This window comes from Streptomyces sp. ACA25, assembly GCF_028200735.1.
GTDB lineage: Bacteria > Actinomycetota > Actinomycetes > Streptomycetales > Streptomycetaceae > Streptomyces.
The window spans coordinates 44,671-57,612 of the sequence record NZ_JAQKPV010000017.1 but is presented as its reverse complement, the minus strand read 5'-3'; the positions used below and the strand labels follow the sequence as shown (position 1 = coordinate 57,612).

12 protein-coding genes are annotated in these 12,942 nt (G+C 73.3%); 4 read left to right on the top strand and 8 right to left on the bottom strand.

What is annotated here, in order from left to right; translation table 11 throughout:
* The first annotated feature begins 3 nt into the window (after positions 1-3).
* The 3 genes from PJ985_RS21445 to PJ985_RS21435 are packed head-to-tail and all read left to right on the top strand — an operon-like array spanning position 4 to position 2,595.
* Complete coding sequence (locus tag PJ985_RS21445) at positions 4-942, top strand: ABC transporter permease (RefSeq protein ID WP_271685526.1); 939 nt, start codon at positions 4-6, stop codon at positions 940-942.
* 47 nt (positions 943-989) lie between these two features.
* Positions 990-1,892 carry an ABC transporter ATP-binding protein gene (locus PJ985_RS21440; protein WP_271685556.1) on the top strand — a complete coding sequence of 301 codons (903 nt, stop codon included), beginning with the start codon at positions 990-992 and terminating at the stop codon, positions 1,890-1,892.
* A complete protein-coding gene (locus PJ985_RS21435) occupies positions 1,885-2,595 on the top strand; it encodes an ABC transporter ATP-binding protein (RefSeq protein WP_271685525.1) in 711 nt (236 codons plus the stop codon). The genes PJ985_RS21440 and PJ985_RS21435 overlap by 8 nt, the downstream gene beginning before the upstream one ends.
* A 61-nt stretch (positions 2,596-2,656) precedes the next feature.
* On the opposite strand, the gene PJ985_RS21430 is transcribed toward PJ985_RS21435, so the two are convergent.
* From PJ985_RS21430 to xylB, 4 genes are all read right to left on the bottom strand, one after another.
* Complete coding sequence (locus PJ985_RS21430) at positions 2,657-4,024, bottom strand: carboxyl transferase domain-containing protein (protein ID WP_271685524.1); 1,368 nt, start codon at positions 4,022-4,024, stop codon at positions 2,657-2,659.
* Entirely contained in the window at positions 4,021-5,484 is a 1,464-nt protein-coding gene (locus PJ985_RS21425) for an acyl-CoA synthetase (protein WP_271685523.1), read from the bottom strand. The genes PJ985_RS21430 and PJ985_RS21425 overlap by 4 nt, the downstream gene beginning before the upstream one ends.
* Before the next feature lie 113 nt (positions 5,485-5,597).
* Positions 5,598-6,791, bottom strand: coding sequence for an ROK family transcriptional regulator (locus tag PJ985_RS21420; protein WP_271685555.1), 1,194 nt, complete (start codon positions 6,789-6,791; stop codon positions 5,598-5,600).
* 48 nt (positions 6,792-6,839) lie between these two features.
* Complete coding sequence (gene xylB / locus PJ985_RS21415; protein ID WP_271685522.1) at positions 6,840-8,273, bottom strand: xylulokinase; 1,434 nt, start codon at positions 8,271-8,273, stop codon at positions 6,840-6,842.
* Positions 8,274-8,372: 99 nt separating this feature from the next.
* On the opposite strand from xylB, the gene xylA reads away from it, so the two are divergent.
* Positions 8,373-9,545, top strand: a complete 1,173-nt coding sequence (gene xylA, locus PJ985_RS21410) for a xylose isomerase (RefSeq protein WP_271685521.1) — start codon at positions 8,373-8,375, stop codon at positions 9,543-9,545.
* A 67-nt stretch (positions 9,546-9,612) separates the two neighbouring features.
* On the opposite strand, the gene PJ985_RS21405 is transcribed toward xylA, so the two are convergent.
* The 4 genes from PJ985_RS21405 to PJ985_RS21390 form a co-directional block, all read right to left on the bottom strand.
* Complete coding sequence (locus tag PJ985_RS21405; protein WP_271685520.1) at positions 9,613-10,020, bottom strand: DUF2267 domain-containing protein; 408 nt, start codon at positions 10,018-10,020, stop codon at positions 9,613-9,615.
* 92 nt (positions 10,021-10,112) lie between these two features.
* A complete protein-coding gene (locus tag PJ985_RS21400) occupies positions 10,113-10,892 on the bottom strand; it encodes a slipin family protein (RefSeq protein ID WP_271685519.1) in 780 nt (259 codons plus the stop codon).
* Positions 10,889-12,214, bottom strand: coding sequence for an NfeD family protein (locus tag PJ985_RS21395; RefSeq protein WP_271685518.1), 1,326 nt, complete (start codon positions 12,212-12,214; stop codon positions 10,889-10,891). The genes PJ985_RS21400 and PJ985_RS21395 overlap by 4 nt, the downstream gene beginning before the upstream one ends.
* Before the next feature lie 190 nt (positions 12,215-12,404).
* On the bottom strand, positions 12,405-12,722 hold the full coding sequence (locus PJ985_RS21390; RefSeq protein WP_271685517.1) for an SGM_3592 family protein: 318 nt from the start codon (positions 12,720-12,722) through the stop codon (positions 12,405-12,407).
* Positions 12,723-12,942: the final 220 nt, after the last annotated feature.

Genomic DNA, 12,942 nt, shown 5'->3' with positions numbered 1-12,942 from the left:
GCCATGGCCGCACCCACCGACCGCTCCCCGCAGCACCCCCACGTCCCGCCTCCCGGGCCCGCCACCGGAACAGCGGACCAGGGATCACCCTGGCGTTCCCGTGACACAGCGCGGCGCAGCACCCGCACCCTCCGGGTCCGCACCTCGGCCGTCCTGATCGCGGCCATGGTCCTGGCCGTGCTCCTGGTGCCCTTGCTGTTCCCGCTCGACCAGCAGGCGGTGCACCTGGGCGACAAGCTCCTGCCGCCGTCCCTCGCACACCCCTTCGGTACCGATGACCTGGGACGCGACCTGCTGCTGCGCTCCGTCTACGGGCTGCGTGTCTCGCTCCTCGTCGGTGTTGTCGCCGCCGTCGTCGCCACCCTTCTCGGGCTGGCGGTCGGCACCGCCGCCGCCACCCTGGGCGGCCGCACGGACCGCGTCGTCATGCGGCTGGTCGACGTGTTCACCTCCGTTCCGCACCTGCTGATGGGCATCTTCATCGTCGCCATGTTCCGGCCCGGGATCTGGCCGGTCGTGGTGTCCGTAGGCCTCACGCACTGGGTGTCCACCGCCCGCATCGTGCGCTCCGAAATCCTCTCCCTGCGCACCCGCCCCTACGTGGACGCCGCCATCTCGGGCGGGGCCTCCCGGCTGCGGGTCGGTCTCCGGCACCTGCTGCCGGGCGTCCTCCCGCACGCTGGGCTGGCCGCGGTGCTGATGGTTCCGCATGCCATCTGGCACGAGTCGGCGCTGTCCTTCCTCGGCCTGGGCATCCCCGCCCACCAGGCGAGCCTCGGCACCATGATCAACGCCGCCCGGGGCTCGCTGCTGGCCGGGGACTGGTGGCCCGCGCTCTTCCCCGGTCTGTTCATCGTGATCCCCACTCTCGCCATCGCCGGCCTCGCCGGCGCCTGGCGCGAGCGGATCAACCCGCGCCGCCGATCGGAGCTGATGCTGTGAACGAGGACGAGCTGCTGACCGTGCGAGGGCTGTCCGTGCGGTTCCGGATGCGCGGCCGCCGGCACATCGCGGCCGTCAGCGACGTCTCCTTCGGACTCGCGGCGGGGGAGTGCCTGGCCCTGGTGGGCGAGAGCGGCTGCGGCAAGTCGGTGCTGGCCTCCGCGTTGCTCGGCCTCCTCCCGGCCAACGCACAGACCCGCGGCAGCGCTCGGCTCAGCGGCCTGGACCTGCTCGCCGCGGATGAAGCCACCCTGGCGCGCACCGTACGGGGCCGGCGCATCGGACTGGTCCCGCAGAGCCCGGCCGCCCACCTCACGCCGGTGCGCACCGTGCGGTCCCAACTGGAGGAGACCGTCCGGGAACTCACCGGCACACCCCGGTCCGGACTGCGCGCCGCCGCCGAACGGGCCGCCGCCCGGTCCTCCTTCCCGGCCGGCCACCTCGACCGCTACCCCCACCAGCTCTCCGGCGGCCTCGCCCAGCGGGCCGCCACCGCCCTGGCTCTGGTGGGTGACGCTCCGCTGCTCCTGGCCGACGAGCCCACCACCGGACTCGACCGCGACCTCGTCGACCGCACGGTGGACGAGCTGCGCCGGCACACCGGCGACGGCCGCGCGCTGCTGATGATCACGCATGACCTGGCCGCCGCCGAACGGATCGCTGACCGGGTCGCCGTGATGTATGCCGGACGGATCGTCGAACTGGCCAGGTCGGATACGTTCTTCGGCCGGCGCGGACCGCGCCACCCCTATGCCCGAGGACTGCTCGACGCCCTCCCCGAACGGGCCTTCACCCCCATCCCGGGGCAGCCCCCGGAGCTGGGTTCCCTCCCCGCGGGCTGCGCCTTCGCCCCCCGCTGCGACCGGGCCACCCGGGCCTGCGCCGCCCAGCCCGTCCTCACCGGCGGCACAGCCTGTCACCACGCGCTGGAAGGGGTCACCCATGCCTGAGGTGTTCCCGGCCGCCAGGGAATCCGCCACCGGCGGAGGCGGAAATCCTGAGCTGGAACTGCGGGAGATCACCGCGGGATACGAACGGCACCCCCCGGTGGTCCGCGGCGTCTCCCTCACCGTGGTGTCCGGCGAGGCAGTAGGGCTGGCCGGCCCCAGCGGCTGCGGGAAATCGACGCTGGCCAGGGTGGCGGCCCTGCTGCACCGCCCCCGTTCCGGCACTGTCCACCTGGGTGGCACGTCCGTTCACGGATTCCGGTACCGCGCCCCGCGCGAGCTGCGCACCCGGGTCGGCGTCGTCTTCCAGCAGCCGCGGCTCGCCGCCGACCCCCGGCTCACCCTGAGCGAACTGATCGCCGAACCACTGCGCGCCACCGGCCGCCCCGGTGCCCCGGACGGTCAGCCGGAGGCACTGGCCTCACGCGTCGGGCTGGGCGCCGAGCTGCTCGGCCGCCGCCCGCACGAGGTCAGCGACGGGCAGCTCCAGCGCGCCTGCCTGGCCCGGGCCCTGATGCTCGGGCCGCGGCTGCTCATCTGTGACGAGATGACGGCGATGCTCGACGCCTCGACCACGGCCGCCCTGGTCGGTGTCGTGGAGGACTACCGGCGCGAGACCGGCGCGGCGCTGCTCGCCGTCGGCCACGACCGGGTCCTGCTGCACCGCTGGTGCGACCGGGTGCTGGAGTACCCTGCCGACCCCTGACCCCGGCCGCCCTTCCGCGCGTCCCGGCGGACGGCCCGGGCCGTCCGGTTCGGTGTCCCGTTCAGCCCTCGGGCCGGCCGGCTGAGTCCGGGGGACCCGCGGCGGGCCCGTGGGGCACGATCCCCCGGACGGCGCCGATTTCCAGCAGGTCCTGCGGGCGGAGCCGCAGCTGTCCGGCGGTCGCGGGAACCTCCTCCGGCCCGCGCTTGAGGATGGCCACCGCCGGTTCCGGGGCGATCACCGAAAAGTAGCTTCCGGGCACCGCCCAGGTGCGGTCGGGGGAGGACAGCGCCAGCGCCCCGCCCGATCCGCCCTCGCCGATCAGCAGCGTGGTCACCGGCACCGGGGACGCGGCCACCGCCGCAAAGGTCTCGGCGATGGCCGCGCCCGCCCCGTCCCGTTCGGCCACCGCGTCATTCGCCGCTCCGGGGGTGTCCACCAGCGTCAGCACCGGCACCGACAGCCGGCCCGCGAGCCGGATCAGCCGGGCGGCCAGCCGGAAGCCGACGGGCCTGGTTGCGGTGCCCAACTGTGCCGCGTAGGCGACGGTCCGCCCGTCCCGGCTGCCGAAACCGCACCGCATGCCCGGGTCGACGCTGTGCAGCTCCTCGCGGCTGGTGAAGTAAGCGTCGAGGTAGGCGCCGGCCCGGGGCCGCTGCGGTGCCCGGGTCCGCCGGACGGCCTCCCAGCCGTTCGCCGGCGGTTCCGCGGAGCCCAGCGCGTGCGGTGGCTCCGCCGCGGTGTGCGCGGGGCGGGTGAGCAGGTGCAGCCACTGCCTGACGGTGCCTCGCAGCCGTTCGGGCGGCACGATCCCGTCGATCCGGCCGGCCGCCAGCTGCCCCTCGGCCGTGTAGGCGGCAGGGTCCTCCCCGGCGGGCCGTACCCGGGAACCGGCGAAGCCGATCTGCGCGCCTGGCAGGGCCAGCCGCACGTCCGCGCCGGCTCCCAGGGTGGCCCAGCCGCCGCCGGTGACCGGGCCGCTCAGGACGGCCAGGTGCGGCAGTCCGGCAGCTGCCAGCAGGACGCACTGCCGGGTGAGGCGCTGCAGCTGTCGCAGCGCCCGCATCCCCTCCTGCATCCGGCTGCCACCGGTGGCGAGCAGGGAGACCACGGGCAGCGAAAGATCCCTTGCGGTGACGAAGGCGTTCTCGACGCGGTCACCGGTGCGCTCGCCGAGGGAGCCGCCGAGGAACCCGAACTCGAAGGCGATCAGCACCGCCTCGGTGCCGCCGGTGCGCCCGATACCGCAGACCACGGACTCGCTCTCGCCGGTACGCTCCCGCGCTCGGGCGCGGGCCGCGTCATAACCCGTCCAGCCGATGGGGCCGTCAGGGCCCTGTGGCGCGGGGGTTACGGGGAGCTCGGAGAACGTGTCGGTGACCGACGCGATGAGCGCCCGGGCCGGGGCCTGCCCGGTGACGCCGGTCACCGCAGTTCCCGTTTCAGGAGCTTCCCCAGGTCGTTGCGGGGCAGCGAGTCGCGGAACCGGACGGTCCGGGGCCGTTTGTGCGGCGCGAGCTGCCCCGCGATGTGCGCGGTGAGCTCCTGCTCGGTAACCGGCCCGGCGGAGGCGCGCAGCACCACCCAGGCGACGATCCGTTCCCCCAGGTCGGGGTCCGGCTCTCCGGTGACGGCCGCCTCCGCCACCCCCGGATGGTCCAGCAGCGCGTTCTCGATCTCCCCGGCGCCGATGCGGTGGCCTCCGCTCTTGATCAGGTCGGTGGAGCGACGTCCGATGATCCGGTAGTTCCCCGTGGCGTCCCGGGTCGCCAGGTCACCGGTGCGGAACCAGCCCTCGGTGAACGCGGCCTCGGTCGCTTCCGGCTGGTTGAGGTACTCGGTGAACAGGTTCGGCCCGCGGACCTGGATCTCACCGGGGGATGCGGCTTCTCCAGGCGGCAGCGGTGTCCCGGCATCGTCCACCAGCCGCACCTGCACCCCCGGCAACGGCACGCCCACCGTGCCCGGGGCAGGCGGGCCGTCCGGGCGCACGCTGGTGTTCATCAGCGTCTCGCTCATGCCGTACCGCTCGATGACGCGGCGGCCGGTCGCCTCCTCGATCCGCCGCAGGTCGGGCAGTGGCAGCGGCGCGGAGCCCGAGACGAGGAGCCGGGCCCCGGCCAGCGGGCGGGCGAGACCGGGATCCTCCTCCAGCGCCTCGGCGAGCCGGTGGTACATCGTGGGCACCGCGAACAGCGCGGTGCCCTCTCCGCCGAGTGCCTCGGCGGCGGCGGCGGGGGAGAACCGGCCCAGGTGGTGCACGGTGCCGCCGAGCCGCAGCGGGCCAAGGGTGCCCAGCACCAGACCGTGCACGTGGAACAGCGGGAGCGCGTGCACGACGACGTCCTCGCCGGTCCAGTGCCAGGCCTCGGCCAGGGTGTCCAGCGTGGCGGTGACCGCCCGGCGGGAGAGGACCACGCCCTTGGGCGGACCGGTGGTGCCGGAGGTGTAAATGACCAGCGCCGGGCTTTCCGGATCGAAGGTGTCCGGCGGGATTGGTTCAGCCGGCTCCTGCTCCCCTGGGCCGGTTCCCTCGGGAGGCAGCGCCGCATCGAGCCGTGGGAACACGGTGAGGGCGCCGGGGAGCGTGTCCCGGGGACCGGCCAGCACCAGGCCGGGGGAGCTGTCCAGCACCAGGTGGTCCAGTTCCCGCTCGCCGGTCCTCGGGTTGACCGGCACAGCGGGCACGCCCGCCAGCAGGGCGGCAACGATCGCCACCGCGGTCTCCGGCGTCGGGGTGGCCCAGACAGCCACGCGCTCCTGCCCGGCGATACGGCGCGCGAGGGGGGCCGCCACCGCCGCGAGCCGCGCGTAGCTGAGCGTCCGGTCGGTGAAGCGCAGCGCGGGCTTTGCCGAGGCGCTCTCCAGCGCCGGGAAGAGTGGGTTCATCGCCTCATGCTAAAGCCGGTTCCTCTGTCCCGGCTCGAGCCGCATGGTTTGCCGTTCCCGCATACCGGGGGTGTGCCCGCCTGCGCTCCGGGGGCTCACTGTCCGACGGGAGTTCAGCGGCGCCCGGCCGCGGCGGGCCGGGCCTGCGGGGCCGGCCGCGGAGGGGCATCCAGAACCCCGCGCACCGCGGAGTGGGCCGCGCCGAGCAGCGGCCCGTCCTGGCCGAACCGGGAGGCGGTCACGGGGAGGGGAGTGGGGCGCCCGCCCTCGGCCACCGCCGTGCGACGCGTCAGCTCGCTGCGCAGCGGTGGCAGCAGCCAGGGGGCGAGACGGGCCAGCGCCCCGCCGACCACCACCTGCCGCGGATCGAGAAGGTTGACCGCTCCGGAGAGCGCCACCCCCAGGGCGGTGCCGGCCTGCCGCACCGCCCGCAGCGCGGTCGCGTCGCCCTCCGTGCAGCGGCTGCTCAGTGCGTCGACCCGGACGCCGGGGTCCGGGTCGACGCCGGCGGCCCGCAGCAGGGCTTCCGTACCGGCGTAGGTTTCGAGGCAGCCGCGCCCCCCGCAGGAGCAGTCACGGCCGTCCGGCTGTACCGGCACGTGCCCGAGCTCGCCAGCGAAACCGTGGGCCCCGCGCAGCAGTTCACCGTCGACGATCACCGCGGCACCGATGCCGATCTCCGCCGACACATGGATGAAGCTGTCCGGTGCGGGGGAGTGGCCGCCGGCCCAGAGTTCCGCCAGCGCTCCGAGGTTGGCCTCGTTGTCCACGGTGAGCGGGCCGAGGCCGGCGGGCATCAGCCCGCCCAGATCCACGTCCCGCCACCCGAGGTTGGGAGCGTGCATGACGGTGGCGGCGCTCCGGGCCACCAGGCCGGGCACGGCCACCGTCACCCGGTGGGGCTGGAGTCCGAGCGCCGCGGCTTCCTCGATGAGCCGGTGCAGCAGCTCACCCAGCCGGCCGAGCACGGCCTCGGGGCCGGTGTCCAGCCCTCGGGTGCTCCTGCTGATCCGGGCACGCACCGCGCCGCGCAGGTCCATCGCGCAGACGGCCAGCCGGTCCACGCCGATCTCCGCGCCGAACCCGCACGGCCCCCGGTCGGCCAGCAGCAGAGCTGTGCCCGGCCGGCCGACGGTGCCGGACCGGCCCGGCCGCTGCTCGGTGACCAGGCCGGCCCGCAGCAGCTCGTCCACCAGTGTGGAGACCGCCGCCCGGGTGAGTCCGATTCGGGTGGCGACCGTGGCCCGGGAGAGCGGCCCCTCGGCCGCCAGGGCGTGCAAGACCCGGGAGAGGTTCCGCTGCCGCATCTCGGCCTGGGACTGGGGTGCGGGCTGGGCCACGGTCGGTCTCCTGGGTCAGTGCTGCCGCAGCAGCGTGTCGGCGGCGTCGAGGGTCCGGGCGAGCCGGTTCAGCGCCGCCTCGTCACGCGGCACGGCTTCGTACGCGGGTCCGGCGGCAGTGTCCCAGTCGCGGGCCACCTCCGCCGCATCCCGTCCCAGCAGCAGCCCGGCTGCCTGGGCGGCCGCCCCCAGGGCGACGAGTTCGCGGGCGACCGGCACCTGTACCGGCCGTCCGGAGAGCCGGCGGACCGTCTCGCGCCAGGCGGTGCCCTGTGCTCCACCGCCGATCAGCAGAATCGGCTCCCCGGGGTCGGCGCTCTCGTCGAGCACCCGGTCCAGCGCCTGCAACAGCGCGAAGACCGCCCCGTCGTAGGCGGCTTGCAGGACCTGGCCGCCGGTTGTGCTGTGCCGCAGGCCGCTGAACAGCCCGCCGGCGTACGGCAGGTCGGGTGTCCGCTCACCGTCGAGGAAGGGCAGCACGACCAGTTCGCCGCCCGGCTCCACTGCTTCCCGTTCCCGGCCCAGAAGCGCGGCGATCCGGTCGACGGCGAGCGTGCAGTTGAGGGTGCAGGCCAGCGGCAGCCAGTCGTGCCGGGCATCGGCGAAGCCGGCGACGATGCCGGTGGGGTCCGCCGGGCGCTCCCGGGAGACGGCGTAGACGGCGCCGGAGGTGCCCAGAGTGAGGGCTGGACGCCCGGGCACCAGGCCCAGGCCCAGCGCACCCGCCATGTTGTCGCCGGTGCCGGGCGCGACCAGAATGCCCTCCGGCAGCGGCAGCCCCGGGCGTACCGTGCCGGCAGCCTCGCCCGCCTCCAGGACACGGGGGAGCAGGGCCGGGTCGAGGTCCGCCAGGCCGAGGATTCCCTCGTCGTAGCTGCCGGTGGCCGAGGACCACCAGCCGGTTCCGGAGACGTCGCCGCGGTCCGTGGTTCCGCCGGTGACCTCCTGGCCGGTGAGCCGCCCGGTGAGGTAGTCGTGCGGCAGCCGGACGGCCCGGGTCGCGGCGGCCGCCTCAGGCTCGTGCTCGCGCAGCCAGGCCCATTTCGTCACGGTGAAGGAGGCCGCCGGCACGCTGCCCGTCCGCTCGGCCCAGGCAGCCGGACCGCCGAGGGCTTCCACCAGGCGGTCGCGCTGCGGTGCCGAGCGGGTGTCGTTCCACAGCAGCGCGTTGCGCACCGGACGCCCGTCCGCGTCCAGCGTCACCAGGCCGTGCTGCTGGCCTGCGACGGACACCGCTGCCGCCCGCTGCACGACGGGGCCGCACTGCTCCAGGGCCAGGCGGAGGGCCTCCCACCACTGGGCGGGGTCGCTGTCGTGCTCTGCGGTGACGGTGTGCGGTGACTGGCCGCGGGCCACCACCGCACCGGTCGCTGCGTCCACGACCAGGACTTTGGTCGACTGGGTGGAGCTGTCCACACCGATGACGAGCGGGCCTTCCGGGGAGTCCATTGACGAATCCTCTCTGACGGAGTGGCGGCGGGGGCTTCCGCTGCGGCTTCCTGCATACTAATTTGTAAAGTGCGATGACGAAATAGCGAGGAGCCCGCCATGACATACCAGCCCACCCCCTCGGACAAGTTCACCTTCGGTCTGTGGACCGTCGGCTGGCAGGGCCGCGACCCGTTCGGTGACGCCACCCGCGACGCCCTCGACCCGGTGGAGAGCGTCACGCGTCTCGCCGAGCTCGGCGCCCACGGGGTCACCTTCCACGACGACGACCTCATCCCGTTCGGCGCCTCGGAGGCGGAGCGCGAGGGACACATCAAGCGCTTCCGTGAGGCCCTGGACGCCACCGGCATGAAGGTGCCGATGGCCACCACCAACCTGTTCACCCACCCGGTGTTCAAGGACGGTGCCTTCACGGCCAACGACCGGGACGTGCGGCGCTACGCACTGCGCAAGACCATGCGCAACATCGACCTCGCCGCCGAGCTCGGCGCGGAGACCTACGTCGCTTGGGGCGGCCGGGAGGGCGCGGAGTCCGGCGCCGCCAAGCACGTGCCGGGCGCTCTGGACCGGCTGAAGGAAGCCTTCGACCTGCTGGCCGACTACGTCACCGAGCAGGGCTACGGCCTGCGGTTCGCGCTCGAGCCCAAGCCCAACGAGCCGCGGGGCGACATCCTGCTGCCCACTGTCGGCCACGCGCTGGCGTTCATCGAGCGGCTGGAGCGTCCGGAGCTCTTCGGGGTCAACCCCGAGACCGGCCACGAGCAGATGGCAGGGCTGAACTTCGCGCACGGCATCGCCCAGGCGCTGTGGGCCGGCAAGCTCTACCACATCGACCTCAACGGCCAGAACGGCATCAAGTTCGACCAGGACCTGCGGTTCGGCGCCGGTGACCTGCGCGGCGCCTTCTGGCTGGTGGACCTGCTGGAGTCCGAGGGCTACGACGGCCCCAAGCACTTCGACTTCAAGCCCGCGCGGACCGAGGGCACCGACGGAGTGTGGGCTTCGGCCGCCGGCTGCATGCGCAACTACCTGATCCTCAAGGAGCGTGCCACAGCCTTCCGTGCCGACCCCGAGGTGCAGCAGGCCCTGCGCGACTCCCGGCTGGACGAACTCGCCCGTCCGACCCTGGAGCCGGGCGAGACCGCGGCCTCCCTGCGCGGGGACCGCAGCGCCTTCGAGGACTTCGACGTCGAGGCCGCGGCCCGGCGCGGCATGGGATTCGAGCGGCTGGACCAGCTGGCGATGGACCACCTCCTGGGCGCCCGCGGCTGAACAGCCCGAGGTCTCCCGCCGCGCCCCCGGCCCTGCCGCCGGGGGCGCGGCCGAGGGGCGCTTCGGTTCAGTGGCCCTCGCTGCCGGCGAACAGGATGCGGGCCAGCTCCTCATCCAGGGACTGCCGGACATGGTCCAGCACGTGGCCCTCGGTCGCCTCACCGACCACTTCGATCACACACCGGGCCTCGTGCATCGCCTTCGGGCCGTGCGCGCCCGCCCGGTCGGCCACCCGGTCGAAGAATTCCTGGCGGCTCATCCGCACGCCGGTGTCCGGGCTCCCAGGAGCCTTGGCGACCCGCCGGAGGTTCTCCCCGATCTCTCGCGGCAGCTGCGCGGCCAGATTCTCCGCAAGGGGTGCCTGGATGCGCTCCGCGAGCGTCTCCAGAGAGGCCCGGATCGCGGTCTCGGCGGCTCCCCGGCTGCTCAGCCGCGCCCGGGCCTGTACCTGGCCCACGAATTCGTCGTGCTGCATGGTGTCACCTCTCGTGTGGCTCGCTGGTGCCGTGCCGGTGTTCCCTCCCACCGGGTAACCCGTTTTCCCGCGTCCTTACCGGACAGGACCGGCTACTCGTTCCCGGACTCCCCGGCCACCTGCGCGTTCAGCGTGTCGACCAGGCGCAGGATCTCCATCGGCAGCGGAAAGATGAGAGTGGAGTTCCGCTCGCTGGCGACCTCCGCCATCGTGGACAGCAGGCGCAACTGCATGGCCGCGGGATGCACCTCCAGGATCTCCGCCGCCTCGCCGAGTTTGGCCGCCGCCTCGAACTCACCGTGCGAGTGGATGACCTTCGCCCGCCGGTCCCGTTCGGACTCGGCCTGCCGGGCCATGGCCCGGCGCATCGATTCCGGCAGCTCCACGTCCTTCACTTCCACGAGGGAGACCTTCACCCCCCACGGGTCGGTGACGTTGTCGATGATCTGCTGCAGCCGCTGGTTGATCTCATCGCGCTGGGCCAGCAGCTCATCGAGGTCGACCTGGCCCAGCACGCTGCGCAGGGTGGTCTGGGCGATCTGCGACGTGCCGGTGACGTGGTTCTCGATGGCGACGACGGAACGCACGGGCTCGACCACATTGAAGTAGGTCACCGCGTTGACGCGGACGGTGACGTTGTCCTTGGTGATGATGTCCTGTGCCGGTATGTCCATCGTGATGGTGCGCAGGGAGACCCGCTCCATCCGGTCCACCACGGGAATGAGGAAGAACAGACCGGGCCCCTTGGCATCGATCACCCGCCCGAGCCGGAAGATCACCCCGCGCTCGTACTCCCGCGCGATGCGCACGGAAGCGGAGAGCAGCACCACAAGCACCAGGGCCAGCAGAATCCAGGCGATGACGTCGTTCATTGTTCTCCACCTTCCTCCGGGCAGGGTTCGACGATCAGCGTGATCCCGTCCACGGAGACGACCTCGGCGGCAGCGCCCTCGCGCAACGGCTGTCCGTGACTGCCCCGTACCTGCCAGGACGTGCCGTCGAGGCCGGCGCGCCCTCTGCCGTTCTCCACGGGCCCGAGCACCACCTGCCGGCCCACCAGGGCTTCCGCGCCGCTGGCCGGGCGGGTGCGGCCCGCCCGCAGAGCCAGCCTCCCGGCGAGCACCGCCCCGAGTCCGATGGCGACCGTGGCCGGGACCAGGACCTGCGGGCTGACCTCCACCGCCCCCTCGAAGAGGAACAGCCCGCCGAAGAGCAGGGCGACCGAGCCGCCGGCCGCGAACACACCCACCCCGGGCGTGAACAGCTCCCCGAGGAACAGCGCACCGGCCAGCAGCAGCAGCGCGACCCCGGCAGCGTTGACCGGCAGCACGTTCAGTGCGAAGAACCCCAGGATCAGCAGGATCACCCCAAGCGCGCCACCGATGCCCACACCCGGCGAGGCGACCTCGAAGAGCACGGCGAGCACGCCCAGCGCCAGGAACAGGAACGCCAGATCGGGGTCCGCCAGCAACTGCAGCACATTCTGGAAAAGGCTCATCCCGTGTTCGGTGACCGCGGCGTCCGTGGTGGACAGCTCCACGGCCGAGCCGTCACCGAGGACGATCTGACGGCCGTCGACAGCGGACAGCAGCGTTGCGCGGTCGGCGGCGAGCAGATCGACGACCTCCAGATCGACAGCTTCCGCGGCGGACACCGAGCGGGCGTCCCGCACCGCCTCCTCGGCGAACTCGACGTTCCGGCCGCGCTGCTCCGCCACCGACACGGCGTAGGCGGCGGTGTCGTTGACCGCTTTCTCGCCGGCCGCGCCGTCCCCGCCCTGAAGTTCCACGGGGGTCGCGGCACCGATGGACGTTCCCGGCGCCATGGCGGCGACATGTGAGGAGAGCGTGATCAGTGCGCCCGCGGAGGTGGCCCGGGCGCCGGCGGGGGCGACGTGGACCAGTACGGGAACCGGGGCGTCCAGGAACTCCTGGATGATCTCGCGCATGGCAGTGTCCAGCCCGCCTGGGGTGTCCAGCTCCACGAGCAGGGCGTCGTACCCTCCCCGGTCGGCTTCGCGCACCGCCGACTCCAGGTGGTCGGCGGTCACCTGGGTGATGGTGCTGTCCACCCGGGCGAGCAGTACCGCGGGCTGCTGCTGCGCCACGGCACCGCCCGCGGTGATCACGAGCCACACCAGTACGAACAGCCCGAGGATCGTCCGCCACGCGGTCCGGCCCATCGAGGTTGTCATCACTCATCCTCAGCCGAGTACTGCCGGACCGTACGGCTGCCTCGGGAGAGAGCATCCCAAACAGGATAGAAAGGATGAGTCAGGCAATGCTGTGCGTGTGTCCCGAGGTGGCGGGCCGTTCCTCAACGGCCCTGGGGCGGCCACGACCCCTGTCGTGACCGCCCCGGGCACTCACAGCGGAACGCGGCGCCTACTCGGCGTCGCCCTCCTCCTTCTTCCCTTTGCGCCGGAACCAGCCGCGGCGCTTCTTCTTCGGCTTCTTGTCCTTCTCCCGCTGCTTGGAGGACCTGCTGTGGATCCAGCCCGCGGGCGGTTCGTCGGAGCGCCACGGCTGCGGGTCGGGGGCCTCGTTCCTCCAGCGCTCGGTGAGCATCCTCGTGCGTGCCGTCGGCTCGCTGACCTCGGCACCGCGGACGAAATTCTCGTCCAGCACGAAGTTGTCCCACTCGTCATGCCGGGGCTCGTCCTTGCCGTGCGGCTCGTCCTGCCCCTTCGGCTCGGTCCCCATGACCTGCCTCCCGTCCGCGTCGCTGCGCAGTTTCCGCACGGACTGCGCCCGGTGCTGCTTCTGGCTGCTGCCGGTCCTCCGGGGTGCGGCCCGCCGGCCCGGACCCGGTGTATACCCCCGGTGCCGTTCCTGCCACCGTATCGAACGGGTTCGGGACGCAGTCCGCCCGCGCCGGGAGGGATCGGTCCGGCACCGGGGACCGGCGGCGGCCCGGTCCGGC